General features: G+C 46.9%; 18 protein-coding genes. 10 read left to right on the top strand and 8 right to left on the bottom strand.

The genetic code is table 11. The features are described from left to right. Nucleotide 1 precedes the first annotated feature (1 nt). From FN782_RS07665 to FN782_RS07645, 5 genes are read left to right on the top strand one after another with little or no spacing between them, the layout of a single operon-like run. Nucleotides 2-685 carry a hypothetical protein gene (locus tag FN782_RS07665; RefSeq protein ID WP_142505195.1) on the top strand — a complete coding sequence of 228 codons (684 nt, stop codon included), beginning with the start codon at nucleotides 2-4 and terminating at the stop codon, nucleotides 683-685. 3 nt (nucleotides 686-688) lie between these two features. Further along, nucleotides 689-1,084 (top strand): GntR family transcriptional regulator, encoded by a 396-nt coding sequence (locus FN782_RS07660; RefSeq protein WP_142505194.1) that lies wholly within the window; start codon nucleotides 689-691, stop codon nucleotides 1,082-1,084. Then, a complete protein-coding gene (locus tag FN782_RS07655; RefSeq protein WP_142505193.1) occupies nucleotides 1,071-1,787 on the top strand; it encodes an ABC transporter ATP-binding protein in 717 nt (238 codons plus the stop codon). The genes FN782_RS07660 and FN782_RS07655 overlap by 14 nt, the downstream gene beginning before the upstream one ends. A 2-nt stretch (nucleotides 1,788-1,789) precedes the next feature. After that, complete coding sequence (locus FN782_RS07650) at nucleotides 1,790-2,719, top strand: ABC transporter ATP-binding protein (protein ID WP_142505192.1); 930 nt, start codon at nucleotides 1,790-1,792, stop codon at nucleotides 2,717-2,719. Beyond that, on the top strand, nucleotides 2,712-3,665 hold the full coding sequence (locus FN782_RS07645; RefSeq protein ID WP_142505191.1) for an ABC transporter permease: 954 nt from the start codon (nucleotides 2,712-2,714) through the stop codon (nucleotides 3,663-3,665). The genes FN782_RS07650 and FN782_RS07645 overlap by 8 nt, the downstream gene beginning before the upstream one ends. 48 nt (nucleotides 3,666-3,713) lie before the next feature. Here the strand turns inward: FN782_RS07645 and FN782_RS07640 are convergent, their stop codons facing one another. Continuing rightward, nucleotides 3,714-4,889 (bottom strand): M20 metallopeptidase family protein, encoded by a 1,176-nt coding sequence (locus FN782_RS07640; RefSeq protein WP_342778371.1) that lies wholly within the window; start codon nucleotides 4,887-4,889, stop codon nucleotides 3,714-3,716. A 273-nt stretch (nucleotides 4,890-5,162) separates the two neighbouring features. Here FN782_RS07640 and FN782_RS07635 point away from each other — a divergent pair, with 273 nt between their 5' ends. Then, nucleotides 5,163-5,504, top strand: coding sequence for a YugN family protein (locus FN782_RS07635; RefSeq protein WP_142505190.1), 342 nt, complete (start codon nucleotides 5,163-5,165; stop codon nucleotides 5,502-5,504). 46 nt (nucleotides 5,505-5,550) lie between these two features. On the opposite strand, the gene FN782_RS07630 is transcribed toward FN782_RS07635, so the two are convergent. Continuing rightward, the gene (locus tag FN782_RS07630) at nucleotides 5,551-5,925 is read right to left on the bottom strand and encodes an Asp23/Gls24 family envelope stress response protein (protein WP_142505189.1); all 375 of its coding nucleotides are present in this window, start codon (nucleotides 5,923-5,925) and stop codon (nucleotides 5,551-5,553) included. Nucleotides 5,926-6,167: 242 nt separating this feature from the next. On the opposite strand from FN782_RS07630, the gene cax reads away from it, so the two are divergent. Together cax and FN782_RS07620 are read left to right on the top strand one after the other, a co-directional pair. Next, entirely contained in the window at nucleotides 6,168-7,265 is a 1,098-nt protein-coding gene (cax, locus tag FN782_RS07625) for a calcium/proton exchanger (RefSeq protein ID WP_142505188.1), read from the top strand. 245 nt (nucleotides 7,266-7,510) lie between these two features. Further along, nucleotides 7,511-7,972, top strand: a complete 462-nt coding sequence (locus FN782_RS07620) for a DinB family protein (RefSeq protein ID WP_185956129.1) — start codon at nucleotides 7,511-7,513, stop codon at nucleotides 7,970-7,972. Between the two features lie 42 nt (nucleotides 7,973-8,014). Here the strand turns inward: FN782_RS07620 and FN782_RS07615 are convergent, their stop codons facing one another. Next, nucleotides 8,015-9,109 (bottom strand): citrate synthase/methylcitrate synthase, encoded by a 1,095-nt coding sequence (locus FN782_RS07615; RefSeq protein WP_142505186.1) that lies wholly within the window; start codon nucleotides 9,107-9,109, stop codon nucleotides 8,015-8,017. A 107-nt stretch (nucleotides 9,110-9,216) separates the two neighbouring features. On the opposite strand from FN782_RS07615, the gene FN782_RS07610 reads away from it, so the two are divergent. Next, complete coding sequence (locus FN782_RS07610; protein ID WP_142505185.1) at nucleotides 9,217-10,110, top strand: LysR family transcriptional regulator; 894 nt, start codon at nucleotides 9,217-9,219, stop codon at nucleotides 10,108-10,110. 72 nt (nucleotides 10,111-10,182) lie between these two features. On the opposite strand, the gene FN782_RS07605 is transcribed toward FN782_RS07610, so the two are convergent. Together FN782_RS07605 and glsA are read right to left on the bottom strand one after the other, a co-directional pair. Further along, complete coding sequence (locus FN782_RS07605) at nucleotides 10,183-10,476, bottom strand: Fpa/YlaN family protein (RefSeq protein ID WP_142505328.1); 294 nt, start codon at nucleotides 10,474-10,476, stop codon at nucleotides 10,183-10,185. Nucleotides 10,477-10,591: 115 nt separating this feature from the next. Continuing rightward, nucleotides 10,592-11,503: a glutaminase A gene (gene glsA, locus FN782_RS07600; RefSeq protein ID WP_142505184.1), complete on the bottom strand. Its 912-nt coding sequence runs from the start codon at nucleotides 11,501-11,503 to the stop codon at nucleotides 10,592-10,594. A 98-nt stretch (nucleotides 11,504-11,601) separates the two neighbouring features. Between glsA and FN782_RS07595 the strand changes: the two genes are divergently transcribed. Further along, on the top strand, nucleotides 11,602-11,970 hold the full coding sequence (locus tag FN782_RS07595) for a molybdopterin-binding protein (RefSeq protein WP_142505183.1): 369 nt from the start codon (nucleotides 11,602-11,604) through the stop codon (nucleotides 11,968-11,970). A gap of 94 nt (nucleotides 11,971-12,064) precedes the next feature. Here FN782_RS07595 and FN782_RS07590 read toward each other — a convergent pair whose 3' ends face one another. The 3 genes from FN782_RS07590 to FN782_RS07580 form a co-directional block, all read right to left on the bottom strand. Next, complete coding sequence (locus tag FN782_RS07590) at nucleotides 12,065-13,600, bottom strand: aldehyde dehydrogenase family protein (protein ID WP_425462693.1); 1,536 nt, start codon at nucleotides 13,598-13,600, stop codon at nucleotides 12,065-12,067. Between the two features lie 145 nt (nucleotides 13,601-13,745). Then, a complete protein-coding gene (locus tag FN782_RS07585; RefSeq protein WP_142505181.1) occupies nucleotides 13,746-14,219 on the bottom strand; it encodes a PaaI family thioesterase in 474 nt (157 codons plus the stop codon). Between the two features lie 66 nt (nucleotides 14,220-14,285). After that, nucleotides 14,286-15,341, bottom strand: a complete 1,056-nt coding sequence (locus FN782_RS07580; protein WP_142505180.1) for a M42 family metallopeptidase — start codon at nucleotides 15,339-15,341, stop codon at nucleotides 14,286-14,288. Nucleotides 15,342-15,363: the final 22 nt, after the last annotated feature.

Raw genomic sequence — 15,363 nt, 5'->3', positions numbered from 1 at the left:
CATGGGCGGTTGGTGGGCATTGTTTCAAAAGGATTTTCGGATGGGAGCCCCCTGGCTGTTGACAGGATTATCGATTCTTATAGGAATTGATCTCACTTCCATATGGTTCGTGGAGAATCCCGATTTAAAAAAAGGAATCTTCTTTTTTACCATACTTGTTCACTACTTCTACTTTTCTATCTTCCTTCTCAGCAACCTGGAGCAGGAAAGTAAACAGCTGCATCAATGGCTCCACAGCTCTCAACCCGCTTGGAAATTGCTGGCGTCCAAAATTCTGGCTGCTTTATCGGCAACCATTCTCTCTTTCAGTATCGGTTGTTTCTATCCGGTATGGTACTTGTTCCAGGAAGGATTCCTCCCAAAAATATGGGAAGATATCACGCAAACCATTGGAATCATCCTTCTCTCATCACTCAGTTTCGGGTTTTTGTTGATGGTCGTCTGGATGATTCAGCAGGGATTAAAAAGCCACATTGGAAAATGGAGTGGATTGGTTTTTGTTTTCTACTTTGTCATTTTCAATTTTCTTACCAATGTGGTAACCACTCAGAGTCATATACAAAATGAAAACGGTTGGAGCTTCACCATCAATCTCTATTGGACATCCTGGGTGTTCCATCTAACGACCGTAGTCCTTTCTTTCCTTCTTGCTACTTGGTTATTAGAAAGAAAAACGGAGGTGTAGCGGATGAAGGATGATTTTCAAACATCCAGCCCGATTTACCTCCAATTGGCTGACCGGATCCAGCGACGAATCCTGCGACAGGAACTGACCCCTGGGGAAAAACTTCCTTCCGTGCGGGAAATGGCCGTAGCATCCAATGTGAATCCCAATACGGTGCAACGAACCTACAGCGAATTGGAGAGGATGGGAATCGTGGAAACCAGAAGAGGTCAGGGAACGTTCATCACACAGGATGAATCCCGATTGGAACAACTGCGGGAAGACCTTCGTCAACAGCAAATCCGTACGTTTGTCCAGGCGATGGGGGAGATGGGATTTTCCCCCCAGGAAATCCTCTCCGGACTGAAAGAGTACTTGATCGAACAGGAAGAGGGAGGGAACAATCGTGATTCGGTTTGAACAGGTAACCAAAAAGTACCTCACCAAAACCGCTTTAGAGGGAATTGACCTGGAACTCCCTCAGGGAGAGATTATCGGAGTGATCGGGGAAAACGGGAGCGGGAAATCCACCCTGCTCAAATTGATCGCCGGCCTCGTACGCCCCAGCAAAGGAAGGGTATTGGTGGATGAAGAGCCCAGTCACCGCCGAATCGCCCGCAAAGTCGCGTATTTATCGGAATTGGAAACCTACTACCCTTTCTTTACGGTCCAACAAACGGTGGACTTTTACGAAACCCAGTTTGCAGACTTCAACCGGGAACGGGCAAGGGAAATGATGGATTTTATGCAATTGGACCCCCAAGCAAAAGTGAAAAACCTTTCCAAAGGAAACCGGGGTCGTGTGAAATTGGTGGTTACGCTGGCTCGTGATGCTCCCTACATTCTGATGGATGAACCACTCTCCGGATTAGATCCTATCGTCCGCAACTCCATTATCAAAGGACTGATCTCGTTTGTCGATCTGGAAAAGCAGACTGTGGTCATCACCACACATGAAATCAATGAAGTGGAAGCGCTTTTGGATCGAGTTGTCGCCATCCGAAATGGGAAAATCGTGAAGGTGGTGGAATTGGATGAGCTCCGTCTCAATGAGGGAGTAAGCCTGGTAGAATGGATGACTTCAATTTACTCAGACAACGCCAACCAATCGAAGGAGGCATAACAATGGAGAAACAACCGGTTTTAGAAATCCAGGGTTTAACCAAAACAATCGGTCAAAAGAACATTGTAGACAACCTATCCCTGAACATTTATCCCGGAGAAGTCTTTGGATTCCTGGGACCCAATGGGGCCGGAAAAACGACCACCATTCGAATGATCGTCGGGTTGATTTCCATCTCGAAAGGCAATGTGATCATTAACGGAATCAATCTGAAACAAAACTTTGAAAAAGCAATTTCCTGTGTCGGCGGTATTGTGGAAAATCCGGAAATGTACAAATTTCTCACCGGATACCAAAACCTTCTTCACTACTGGCGGATGACCCGTGGAGTTTCCAAACGTCGCATCGATGAAGTGGTGAAACTCGTTGGACTGAAAAACCGTATCCATCACAAGGTGAAAACATATTCCCTAGGAATGCGCCAACGGTTGGGTTTGGCTCAAGCTTTGCTTCATTCTCCATCCTTGTTGATATTGGACGAACCGACCAACGGGCTGGACCCTGCCGGAATCCGAGAATTTCGCGACCATCTCCGTACGCTGTCCCGTGAGGAAAACATTGCTGTGCTGGTTTCCAGCCATATTCTGTCGGAAATGGAACTGATGTGTGATCGCATTGGTGTCATTCAAAACGGAAAACTGATCGATGTCAAAAATGTACGGGAATTTGTGGGTGGCGAACAGAAACAACAAACGGTGACATTTGCGGTGGAACCGGTAGCCGAGGCCCAGGAATACATGCAACAACACTTCTCCGATCATCCGTTAAAAATGACATCGGAAGGATTTCAAATAACGGTTGCAAGAGAAGAGATTCCTCATATCAATGCACGATTGGTAGAAACGGGCATCAAGGTTTTCTCCATACAAACCGCTGCACGAACATTGGAAGATCAATTCCTGGAGCTGACTGGAGGGGAGCAAATTGTTTAATTTTATCCGTTTGGTACAAAACGAAAACATGAAAATCTTTCGACGGGTCGGGACATGGGTCATGATCGGGTTGTTGCTGCTGGCAACTGTTGTATCCGGTTTAGTCTTTAACAATATATACGGAGATCAGGAAAAGGATCAATGGAAAGAAGATCTACAAAAGCAGATTCAACAGGATCAAAAAATGTTGCAAAATGATGCTCTTGCCCCTAACATAAGGAAACAAGTGGAAGAGGAAATCAAGATCAAGCAATACAGAATTGACCACTCCATCGCTCCAGATAAAGAAACCCTGTGGGGTTTTATATATGATTCTGTTTATCTGTCTTCACTGATCATCCTGTTTACCATTATTGTTGGCGGAACCAGCGTTGCTGGAGAATTTTCCTGGGGAACGATTAAACTGCTTTTAATCCGTTCTGCCAGCCGTTCCAAGATTTTGCTTTCCAAATACCTGTCCACCTTGCTGTTCGCTTTGGCGATGCTGGGCTGTCTGTTCCTCTTCAGCATGTTGGTCGGCTCTGTCTTCTTCGGTGTGAGCGGCTGGGACAGCCCACACCTGATGGTGGAGGATGGAAACGTCATTGAGAAAAACCGGATTCTTCACATCTTCGGCATGTATGGCCTACAAAGCGTTGATCTGTTGATGATGGTCACCTTCGCCTTTATGATTTCCACTGTCTTTCGAAGCAGCTCCCTGGCCATCGGGTTAGCTATCTTCCTGATGTTTTCAGGAAACACAGTCGTGTCATTTCTCGCTATTCAAAAGGTGGAATGGGTCAAATATACTCTTTTTGCCAATACCAATTTAAGTCTCTATTTAGAAGGTGCCCCTCTGATGGAAGGAATGACCCTCTCATTCTCCATTACCGTTCTTGCGGTCTACTTTGTTATCTTTAACATTATCTCCTGGATTGTATTCAACAAACGGGATGTGGCCGCTTAAAACAAAGAAACCGTTGCCGATCGGCAACGGTTTCTTTGATGACATCCATTATTTAAGAGCCGCTAGAGCAGTATGAATCATCAGTTCAGCAGATATTTTCATCGCTTCTTCATCCAGATCAAATCGGGGATGATGATGGGGATAAACAAAGTCTTTCTGCTCATTTCCTGCCCCCACAAAACAAAAAGCCCCCGGCCGTTCCTGGAGATAGTAAGCAAAATCCTCACCCGCCATCATCGGCGAAATCTCCCACACTTGATCCTTACCAAGCATCCAGCGGGCAACCTCAGCCACTTGACAGGCTTCTGCCGGATGGTTCACCACTGCCGGATATCCCCACTGGTAACGATAATCACATTGGGCACCAAACATCTGACAGGTCTGTTCAGCAACTTTTCCGATCTGTCGCTGAATATCTGAGCGAATCTCCGGATCAAATGTACGAACCGTTCCAGTCAAAACAGCAGATTCAGCGATCACATTAAAGCTCTCCCCACCTTGCAGTTTGCCAACGGAAATCACCCCGGATTTCAACGGGTCCAGTTGACGGCTTACAATGGTTTGCAAGTTTACCACCAGATGAGATGCAGTCACCACAGCGTCTACTGCTTGATGGGGAAGACCACCATGTCCTCCTTTTCCGGTCACCTGAATCTGAAAGGAATCCGCAGCGGCCATCAGGGTACCTTCCCGAATCCCGACAACACCACGGGGCAATGGAGTCCACAGATGAACTCCATAAACAGCATCCACTCCGTCCAATGCACCGGCACGGATCATTTGGGCTGCCCCTCCCGGAATCTGTTCCTCTGCATGTTGAAACAGAAACACAATCCGTCCCCGGATTTCTTCCTTTCTTTGTTGAAGAATCTGAGCGACTCCCAACAGTGAAGCCATATGGGCATCATGACCACAGGCGTGCATCACACCATCCACCTGGGACCGATAGTCACAAGTCTTTTCATCCTGAATGGGCAGTGCATCCATATCCGCTCGAAGCGCAACAGTACGACCAGGAAGGGTACCTTCCAAGATCGCAACCACTCCATTTCCTCCCACTCCAGTCCGAACATCCAACCCCAGATCCTTCAGGATGGAAGCGACCTGCATTGACGTTTTTTCTTCCTTGAAGGATAATTCAGGAAATTGGTGAAATTGGCGTCGAAGCTCCACCATTCGAGGGTACACAGCTTCTATCTCACTTTTTAAGGAATCTTTCTTCACTAAGACTCACCTTCTTTTTTCTACGAGATCAGTATAACGTATATAATGAATCAGACCAATAGTGATTGTTTCAGGCATCTGACAGGTTCCCGTTATTCCCTTTCAAAAAAGGTCAGATTCCAGCCAACAGATCTGGCAAACTGCATTTTAAAATGGATTGACCAATCAAAACGTGAAAGAAACGTCACCCTCCCCATATTGCGCAATAGAGCAAGACATACTATCATGATGAGGACGGGCCGATAGTTCGAGACTGGAAAAGGAGGAGCATCAATGCTCGACGAGACAGGACTGAAAGATATTACCAAACCCTTCGGTGAAGTGGAGCGAGTAATGTTTGAAGCGGGCTTTGTTCGCGGAGGAGCTTGGGATTACTCCAAAGCCAGCTTTGATATGAAGTTATCAGGAGAGACAAACAATTATTATCTTCGTATTCAAGCCCATGTCGTCCAAGGACGTTTGGAGGATTCCAAAGCGGTTGTTCGGCTAGAAGATCCTGTTTTTCTTCGTCACATCTTTCCACATGGTCTTGAAAAGGAAGATGAGATTCCGGAGGAATTCAAGGAAGACGTTCAACATGCCATCCAACACGTAATCGATCATCTATCCAACTAATCTCTAAAAAGAGAGCCGGCTGATGCCGACTCTCTTTTTGTGACCGTTACTTCACACTCTTTTCTTCGTTCAAATTCTCTTCCTTAAAGTCAACCCCTTCTACCTTCACATTCACTTCCACCACAGAAAGACCCGTCATGTTTTCCACTGTCTCTTTGACGTTTTCCTGCAGTGATTGGGCAACTTCGTTAATTTTCACTCCATAGTCTACAATGACCCGAAGATCGATGGCTGCTTCCACCTGTCCCACTTCAACAGACACTCCACGGGTAACATTTTTTCCGCTCACCCGCTTGGCCCAGCCTTCTGTGATCCCACCGGACATACCTGCCACCCCTTGGGTTTTGGAGGCGGCCAAACCTGCAATTACAGCCACAACATCATCAGCAATACGTATGAAACCATCTGATCCGTTCTCCATATCCATACCTCCCGACTGTAAACATATGTAGCCAATCATATCAAGCGTCCCAAACGATTCTGTCAATATTATATCATGGAAAAACCATACTCCCAACCGCTCGGATATATGTTTTCACCCGTCAAAGCAGATCGTATCCATTGTTAGCAGGATATGATGGAAATACCTCAAAAATTCTTTCAACAATGTTTCTCTCCAATTTTGGAAAGCCTAGTCCCTAATGGAGAAAAGGAGTGAGAAAAATGAATGCCCGTTGGTTTTATCCATTATTAATCATTGCTACTTTATTGAGCGGTCTCGTCCACTGGTTTGGGTTCAATGAAACATTCCGCTTTATATTCGCTTCTCTATCCCTTCTTTTATGGGCAGCCCTTCTTGGAAAAGCGACGGAAAATGTAGCTCACTATGCCGGAGAACGGTTGGGGGGTTTTTTAAATGCCACCTTTGGCAATGCCGCCGAACTGATCATTGCTGTATTTCTTATCCGGGAAGGGTTACTGGATATGGTGAAAGCCAGCATCACTGGATCGATCATCGGTAATCTTCTCTTGGTACTGGGTTTAAGCCTTGTCGCTGGAGGCGTGAAATTCAAAGTGCAATCCTTTAACACTATGCTGGCTGGGCACAATGCCTCTTTAATGCTGCTAGCCGTCATTGCGCTGTTTATTCCTGCTTCTTTTTCCACATATCTTCCATCTGGCGAATTGGAAACTCTCAGCCTGATCATCTCCGCTCTCCTGATTGCTGGTTATCTCCTATGGTTAATCTTCTCCATGATTACCCACAAAGAAGAGTTGGCACATCCCGGAAACCAGGAACCTGTTGCGAAACAAGCAGAAAAGGATGCACTGGGCACTCCTCCCATCTCCGGAGAACAACCCTCATGGTCCCGCAATGTATCTGTCTTCCTTCTTCTTTTATCTACCGTTTTTGTCGCTGTTCAAAGCGAGTGGCTGGTGGAAAGCATTGAGGTGGTCGCTCATTCGCTCGGCTGGTCGGAACTGTTTGTTGGGGCTTTTCTGATCGCGGTCATTGGAAATGCTGCGGAACACAGTGCTGCCATCTTCCTGGCCATGAAAAACCGCATCGGTGCTGCTGTTGAAATCGCCATAGGCAGTAGCCTCCAGATTGCCTTGTTTGTCGCCCCCTTTCTGGTCTTTATCAGCCTTTTATTTCAAAAACCAATGAACCTGGTATTTACTGGTCCGGAGATGGTGGCCATTGCAGTCTCTGCCTTTATTGCCAAATCCATCTCCCGTGACGGTTCAACCAACTGGTTTGAAGGCATTCTGCTCCTGATTGTTTACATCATTCTCGGTACTGCCTTTTTCTTAGTCTAAGAAGATCTTTTAAGAACTTCCACCATTTTATCATCGTCTAATGGCTTCTTTGGAGCGGAGTATCTTCACATGATGCACCATACGGATACTCGCTCGATTCGATAAAAGGAGCCGTTGAACGAGGTCCCATCCCTTCTAAAATCCCAATTGTATATATCCTTCTCCTTTTCTTGTATTTTGAAAGAGTAAAGATTACTCTGTAAAAAGAAAACTTTGTGTGATCTAAAGAAAGGTTGTGCCTCGTTTTGTATACCAAAGCCGTCATTCACCAGATTGAAATCGCTGTACAGTCTCTGATAAACATCATCGATCAGTTAAAGGAAGAAGAACTGGATCTCCGTCCCTCTCCAGACAAACGCTCTCTCCGGGAGTTGCTGTCCCATATTTCTGTGCTATGTAAAGCCGATTATTTCATAATGAACGAAGCGTCAAAAGAAGACATGATGTTGTTTTATAAAGAAAACAACCCACAGACACTTGCGGAAATCCGCTTTCAGTTAAACGACAGCTTTCAATTTCTAGAAGAGAAAATTGCTCACTATGATCCCCATGATTTGATGGAAACCACCACTTCATACTGGGGTGTCCAATATACACGTTGCGAATGGCTGGTGCAGATTGTCGCCCACTTTTACCACCATCGCGGTCAACTGCAAATATTGATCGATGAACATATGGGAAATGTGAAGGTTCCTCTATTTGAGTAACACAAAAAACCGAGCTAAAGCGCTCGGTTTTTTACAGAATGGTCAGTCTTCCTGCGGAATGGTTCCAGTATAGAGAGATTGAGGACGAATAATTCGATTGTGATCCGCTTGATCAAAAATATGAGCACACCATCCCGCAGTTCGACTCAAGGCAAAAGTAGGCGTATACAACGCTTTGGGCAGACCAACAGCGCGCAGGACAGCTGCTGCAAAAAACTCCACATTGGTATATAATCGGCGTCCCGGTTTGTATTCCTCCAACAGGCGAAGAGCCGTCTGTTCGGTTTCCAGCGCTAGTTGAAACCAATCATCCTCTACCGACAGCTCCTCTGATATCTGCCGCAAAGCCTGTGCCCGTGGATCTTGCGTTTTATATACACGATGGCCAAATCCCATCAGTCGTTCTCCAGACTCCAATCGCGCCCGCATCCACGACTCGGCACTTTCTGCGGAGCGAATCTCGTCCAGCATTTCTTCCACTTCCGACGGAGCTCCACCATGTAACGGTCCTTTCAATGCTCCTACCGCCGCCGTCAATGCCGATAAGAGATCAGACTGGGTAGACGTTACCACTCTTGCGGCAAAGGTAGAGGCGTTCATTCCGTGCTCAGCAGTCAAAATCAGATAGGCATTCAAAGCGCGAACATGCGCTTCAGAAGGCTCTTGTCCTTTCAACAGGTAAAGATAATGGGCCGTATGGTTGAGATCCTGCCGGATCACCGGGATATCCGTTCCTTGAACCTGATGGTACCAACAGGAAATCATGGTGGGAATCACAGCCAAGACCTTTGCTCCCTGCTCCAACGTGGGAGGCCAGTCATTTGTCAACGGCAAGGCAGAGATTGCGGTTCGCAACACCGTCATTAAATCCGCCCTGGATGAAATCTGAATGATTAACTTATATATATGTTCCGGTAACGCACGATTTTCCGACAACAACCTCTGAAAGTCTTCTCTTTCTTTTTCCGATGGAAGTTGTCCCATCCACAAAAGATAGACAACCTCTTCAAAACTGTGGGAAACAGCCAGCTTTTTTACCAAATGCCCCCGATAAAGCAATAAACCCTTTTGACCATCCACCAATGACAAATCGGTTTCGGCCACTGCAATGCCTTCCAAACCGGGTATCACTTTCATCCGTTCTCCCTCCCTTGTGTTTATCATACCTCCCCCCTTATGAAAATTCCAATTTATTATTATAATGAAGTTGATAAATATTACTTATCAATTAAGGGAGAGAGCCGATGAACTCAACACAGATCCTCACCTTTTTGGAAGTTGCCAAACAGAACAGTTTCCGGAAAGCCGCTGAAGCGCTTATGTTGACCCAACCTGCTGTCAGCGCCCAAATCCGTTCTCTGGAAGAAGAAATCGGAGCCCCTCTTTTCCTTCGGCAGAGAGTCCGCCTCAGTGCTGCTGGTAAAACATTTCTTCCCTACGCCCGTCAGTTGGCAACGCTTTGGGAAGAAGGAAAACAAGCCGTCCAGGATACGGAAGAGCTCCTGCAAGGGAATTTTACTATCGGAGCAACTTCGGGAGCTGCGATCACCATCCTCCCCCGTCTGCTGACTTACTTTCGGGACACCCGTCCCCAACTTCGGGTGACTGTACGTACACTGCCCGGCGATCAAGTCATACAAGGCGTGCTGGAAGGGCAGCTGGATGCGGGAATTACCTACCAGATCCAGCCCATAGAACTATTGAATAGTCAGGTCCTTTTTTATGATACGCTCACCCTGATCGCTCCGCGAGACCATCCTACAGCCAAGGAGTCCTATTTTCACTTGGACCGCCTAAAAGATACGCCGATCATTTCTCTGGTTCCTGAAGCAACGGAGCGTAGGCTGATTGATCAACTCCTGCATGAAAAAAATATTCATCCGGAATCTTCCATCGAATTGTCCAGCCTGGAAGAAGTAAAGCGTATGGTTCGGGAAGGCCTGGGACTCGCTCTGATTCCTCGGTTCTGTATTGACCCAATCGTTGATCAGGATCTACGCCAACTTCGGGTTCCTGGTCTTAAAACCCAATTGCCCATCGTTCTTCTCTACCCGAAAGAACGGTATCTTTCTTCCGCTCTTCGTCGCCTACTGGATGACATTCGAGGAATCCACCCATTTGAAGATGATTGGTTATAATACAACAAAAAAAGACCCCTTCCAGGAGTCTCCGTCTTTTTTGTCTATGGAAAATGGACACTTCATATAGCGCTAACCCTGCTTCCAATTCGGGGAGGGAAGAACTTGGGAGTACAGATCAGCCAACTTCCGTTCCAGGTCGCTGATAATCTCCCTGCCCTGCGCCCGGTCGATCAGCCCCGCACGCACGGCAAAATCAATTTCACGGGAAAGTCCGAACATCTGGGTATCCAACACCTCTTCATACAATGGACACTTGGGTGCTGTAAGGTTTTCCAACTGAACGGCTATCAGCTGTTCGATTTTTTTTGCGTCTTCCCTGAGCAGCTGTTCGGCGCGCTGGGTCAAGTCGGTTTGAGCCGGCATCGTCAAGGTTTACCCCCCCATTTCAACCATTCGGTTCCCAAACGGTTCCACATGCGCTCAGACTTAGTGTAACACGTCCCCCTTGCATTTGCAAAGCGCACCCTTACAGTCGGTTTCAGAAGATGCTTAAATTCCATTCCCTTGAAAGATCTCTTAGCATTCGTACTCCCGCATAACTGTTCCCTTTCTCATCGAGAGCCGGACCAAAAACCCCGATCCCCATCCGTTCTGGAACGGAGGCCATGATTCCACCCGAAACCCCGCTTTTGGCCGGGATTCCGACTAAAATCGCAAATTCTCCGGAAGCATTGTACATTCCACAAGTAACCATAAAGGTTTTCACCAGTCGGGCGAGAGGCTGGGGTATGACCTGTTCCCCCGCCTGATTCTTTCCGTTTCGAGCCAAACACAACCCCATCCTAGATAAGTCATCACAGGTAACAGAAATGGCACACTGTTTAAAATAGAGTTCCAAGGTGGATTCCACGTCTTCAATAATTCCAAATTCTTTCAAAAAGTAACCCATGGAACGGTTTCGATATCCGGTAACCCCTTCGGAATGGTAAACGGCTTGGTCAATTTCAATTTCCGGATTTTCAGCCATATCCCGAACCAGACCCAGAATCCGTTCCAACCGTTCATCCACCGTGGAACCTTGAATCAGAGAACTGACGACCAACGCACCGGAATTGATCATCGGATTAAACGGCTTTCCGGGAGACTTTACTTCCAGATCATAGATAGAGTTGAAAGGACTTCCGGTCGGTTCCATTCCAACACGTTTAAATACTTCATCCTCACCTTGATCCATCAGAGCAAGGATTAAAGTGATTACCTTGGAAATGCTTTGCAGTGTAAACTGGATCGGACAATCACCCGCAGTATAAACGTCACCATCGCAGGTGCGTACCGTAATACCCAAAGCCAAAGGGTTTTGCTCCGTCAATTGCGGGATATAATCCGCCAATTTTCCCTCATGAGCTGCCGTTTTGTGCTTTTCCACCAATTGTTCCAAAAATGATTGCATCATTTACCTCCTCGCATGGCTCTATCCCCTATATTTTGTTTCCTGAACCGCTCATCATGTATAATGAGAAAAAATTGATATAAACAGGAGCGTATTTAATGATGAATAATGTCATTCTTATTATGGGGAAAACCAACTATCAAATCAACTTGGACCCTTCCATCTGGATCTTTGATGAGCGTCGCTTTTCGATGGAAGAACGGTTTGCAGGTGTCAATGGACTGGGAATGGAGCTGGGACCCTTTCTAGAAAATGCAAAGCCAACAGAAGACGCTAAAGCTGTTGTCATTCACCAGCGGGATGGTCAAACAGTGAAACTTTCATTGGATGAAGCATCCTCCGCCGTGCTCCAATTTGCCCAAGATGGAAAACCGATCCGCCCGAACGGCCCAGCCCTGCTGTATCTTGCGGACGGAAGCAACCAAGACTCTCCCATCGACTGTATAGAAAAGCTGGAACTGATTTAACCCCATCAGTATACAAAAAAACGGTTCCCAAAAAGGAACCGTTTTTTGTGTATAAAGGATATAGGTGACCATTCCCTGAAGACTCCCTTGATTCTCATTCAGATCGAAAAAACTCCTTGACGATCTGTTTCAATCCCTTCAGCCCCTGAACCGGATTGCTCCCATAGAAGAGTCGGATGAGGGACAAAACCGCCTCGTATTGTTCTTTGGAATAGGGAAACCAGTTCATCTCTCTCGTCTTTTTACCCGGATGTGTAACCACGGAAGTAGGATGAACAAACGTAAGAAGCCCTTCGGGACCATGATACCGACCGACCCCGCTCTCCTTGTTTCCGCCATAAGGAAGATGGGGATTGGCAACTCCGACCATTACATCGTTGATACAAACATTTCCGCTGTCCATTTTCGCTGCAATCCGGTTCGCTTTTTGCATATCTGTTGACCAAATGCTGGCGTTTAGCCCGTATGGTGTTGCATTGGCCAGTTCAACCGCTTCCTCCTCTGAAGAAAAGGGCATGATTGGAAGCACAGGCCCAAAGGTTTCCTCTTGCATTACTCGCATGGAGTGATCCACATTCACCAAAACCGTGGGTTGAAAATGGAGCGTCTCTCGGTTTATCCGCTTTCCGCCGCATAGAATGCGCGCCCCTTTCTCCACGGCATCTCGCAAATGAGACTCCACAATGTTTATCTGTTGGAGACTTGTCATTGACCCCAGATCTGCTTCATCCGTCCACCCCATGCGCAATGTTTCCGTTTTCTCTTTTACTCTCCGGACAAACTCATCATAGATGGAGGACTCCACATAAACCCGTTCCACTGCCATGCAGGTTTGTCCGGCATTGGTATATCCCCCCCAAAGAGCACCGTTAACCGCCCGGTCCAAATCCGCATCAGCAAAGACGAGCATTGGATCTTTGCCTCCCAGTTCCAGTTCCACCGGGATCAATCCTTCCGATGCGGATTGCATGATTTTTTTTCCGGTTGCGACACTTCCGGTGAAGAAGATCTTATCCGGGTGGGAATCAACCAAATGACGACCTGTATCCTTTCCTCCCTGCAAAACTTGGAACACCCCCTTTGGCAATGCAAGAGAGGAGAAGAGTCCCTCGATCACTTTACCGGTCCAAGAGGAAATCTCTGAAGGTTTATAAAGGACAACGTTTCCGGCAATTAAAGCGGATACAATGGGAACCATGGACAATTGGAACGGATAGTTCCAGGGTGAGATCACTGCGACCACCCCCATCGGGCGGTACTCAACCCTGGATGTCCTCCCCATCAGGATCATCGGTGTGGGAACCCGCTTGGTTTTCAGAATGGACGCCGCTTTTCGCTCATAATATCGGATCATTCCAACTGTAGGATAGATATCCGACATCAAGGCTTCCAGTTTCACTTTCCCTGTATCCTTTGCAATATGATCTGCCAATTCATCTGCTTGATCCACAATATTCTCCCGCAACCGTTTCATATAGCCCAACCGTTCTTTTAACAATACACCTTCCCATATGGAACGTGCAGATTGTGCAACCGTCATTGCCTTTTGAACATCTTCCCTTGTCGCTTCTTTCACTTCCCCCAACAGTTCCGCAGTGGCCGGATTGCGCATTTTTAATGTACTCACCATCATCCCCTCCAATTTCCGTTACATAAAATGAATGATCGATCATTCAAAATTCTGATTTATGGAACCATAAATGTCAGTCGGTCTATGATATTCTTCACTCTTAAAAAATAAGCGGCGAAACCACCACTTATTTTGTATCGGGAATTCAGATAACCGCAAAGGTACCTGTCGCATGAGCAATCCGTTTTCCTCTGTCATTTTCCACACGGCAATCGGCAAATGCCAATGTATTCCCCAGCCGAATCAACCGAGCCTCAGAAATCAATTCCTTTCCTCTTCCCGGCTCCAGATAGTTTACCTTCATTTCCGCTGTTACAGCCACTTTTCCTTCGGAGAGACTTTTATTAATCAGCGAACCCATGGTGGAATCAGCCAATGAGGCAATGATTCCGCCATGTACAACCCCACCCCGATTCAGCATATAGACAGTGATGGGTACTTGAAAACGATACGTCCGCTCCCCTGTAAATTCCCCCGACAGGCCCAGAAATCCTGAGGGGTAAGCACTCCCTCGTTCCCGTTTTTGGTGAATCGCTTTCATAGCCAGATGCAATATTTCCCTTTCCTCTTCCGATCCGTTTTGCATCACTTCCATCAGTGCGTCTTTTAAACCTTCCATAATTAAACCTCCTTGAAGAAAATGGAAGAGCGGGCGGAAACCGCCCACTCAGATGAAGTGGATGAATCAGAGAGAAGGAGTTTGGATATAAGAATAAAGCAGGGCATAGGTATTTTTGAGTGCTTCACGGTGTGTTCGTTCAAAAGCATGGGAAGCATCCACACCAGGACCAATCAAACCGTGGATGATATCATAGCCCGCCCGGACCGCGGCACTCGCATCAGAATTATACCGTGGATAGATGTCCACTTGATAGTTTAATTTCTCTTTCTCCGCCAGTTCTGTTAACTTTTTTCTCAATCCATGGTGATAGGGACCACTGGAGTCCTTGGCACAGATCGAGACGCAAAATTCATCTGTGCTTTGTCCCTTGCCAATCGCACCCATATCTACCGCCAAATACTCCCGAACGCGTTCCGGAATGTTGGAGTTCGCCCCAAAGCCCACTTCTTCCAAAGTACTGAAACAGAAATGAGTCGTATGAGGCAGCTTCATCCCCTGCTCCATAATCTGAATAATCAACTCCAGCAGGATGGCCGCACTTGCTTTGTCATCCATATGCCGTCCTTTGATAAAGCCTGCTTCCGTCTCCTGAACCCGTGGGTCAAACGTGACAAAATCCCCTACGGCGATCCCCAGTCCCTGCACATCCTGCTCATGTCTCACTCTGGCATCCAGACGGACTTCCATATTTTCTTCTTTCCGTTCCTGTTTCCCGGCATCCCCATAGACATGGACAGATGTGTGGGTTGCCAGTATGGTCCCTGTGGTTTTCCGGCCGGAACGGCTATGTACGGTACAATAATTCCCTTCCACAGATTGCCAGGTAAACCCGCCGATGTTGGTAAGGCGCAATCGACCATTTGGTTTGATTTCTTTTACCATCCCGCCAAGTGTATCCACATGGGCAGTCAAAAACCGATGGACAGCCGTATCTTCTCCCTTTACCGTAACGAGAAGCCCTCCTTTTGCCGGTTCCACCATCTTCAGCTTCCCTTCATAGGGAGAGAGCTGATTCTTTAAATATTGAACCGCCTCATCGGCCAACCCTGTTGGACTGGGAATGCGAACCAAACGGATCAAATGATCAACCATTGCGTCCACTGAATGGATTGTCGTCATAACCTTTGCTCCTCTCCTGCAT

It is taken from the genome of Melghirimyces algeriensis (assembly GCF_900182565.1).
Taxonomy (GTDB): Bacteria; Bacillota; Bacilli; order Thermoactinomycetales; family DSM-45169; genus Melghirimyces; species Melghirimyces algeriensis.
This window is presented reverse-complemented; position numbering and strand designations above follow the sequence as displayed.

Coding starts and splice junctions, on each gene's coding strand:
- glsA (WP_142505184.1), bottom strand. CDS start 11,503: ATGCAATCATTTTTGGAACAATTGGTGGAAAAGCACAAAACGGCAGCT.
- FN782_RS07615 (WP_142505186.1), bottom strand. CDS start 9,109: ATGAAAGTGATACCCGGTTTGGAAGGCATTGCAGTGGCCGAAACCGAT.
- FN782_RS07580 (WP_142505180.1), bottom strand. CDS start 15,341: ATGACGACAATCCATTCAGTGGACGCAATGGTTGATCATTTGATCCGT.
- FN782_RS07660 (WP_142505194.1), top strand. CDS start 689: ATGAAGGATGATTTTCAAACATCCAGCCCGATTTACCTCCAATTGGCT.
- cax (WP_142505188.1), top strand. CDS start 6,168: ATGAATGCCCGTTGGTTTTATCCATTATTAATCATTGCTACTTTATTG.
- FN782_RS07610 (WP_142505185.1), top strand. CDS start 9,217: ATGAACTCAACACAGATCCTCACCTTTTTGGAAGTTGCCAAACAGAAC.
- FN782_RS07630 (WP_142505189.1), bottom strand. CDS start 5,925: ATGGAGAACGGATCAGATGGTTTCATACGTATTGCTGATGATGTTGTG.
- FN782_RS07595 (WP_142505183.1), top strand. CDS start 11,602: ATGATGAATAATGTCATTCTTATTATGGGGAAAACCAACTATCAAATC.
- FN782_RS07585 (WP_142505181.1), bottom strand. CDS start 14,219: ATGGAAGGTTTAAAAGACGCACTGATGGAAGTGATGCAAAACGGATCG.
- FN782_RS07635 (WP_142505190.1), top strand. CDS start 5,163: ATGCTCGACGAGACAGGACTGAAAGATATTACCAAACCCTTCGGTGAA.
- FN782_RS07605 (WP_142505328.1), bottom strand. CDS start 10,476: ATGCCGGCTCAAACCGACTTGACCCAGCGCGCCGAACAGCTGCTCAGG.
- FN782_RS07650 (WP_142505192.1), top strand. CDS start 1,790: ATGGAGAAACAACCGGTTTTAGAAATCCAGGGTTTAACCAAAACAATC.
- FN782_RS07590 (WP_425462693.1), bottom strand. CDS start 13,600: ATGGTGAGTACATTAAAAATGCGCAATCCGGCCACTGCGGAACTGTTG.
- FN782_RS07665 (WP_142505195.1), top strand. CDS start 2: ATGGGCGGTTGGTGGGCATTGTTTCAAAAGGATTTTCGGATGGGAGCC.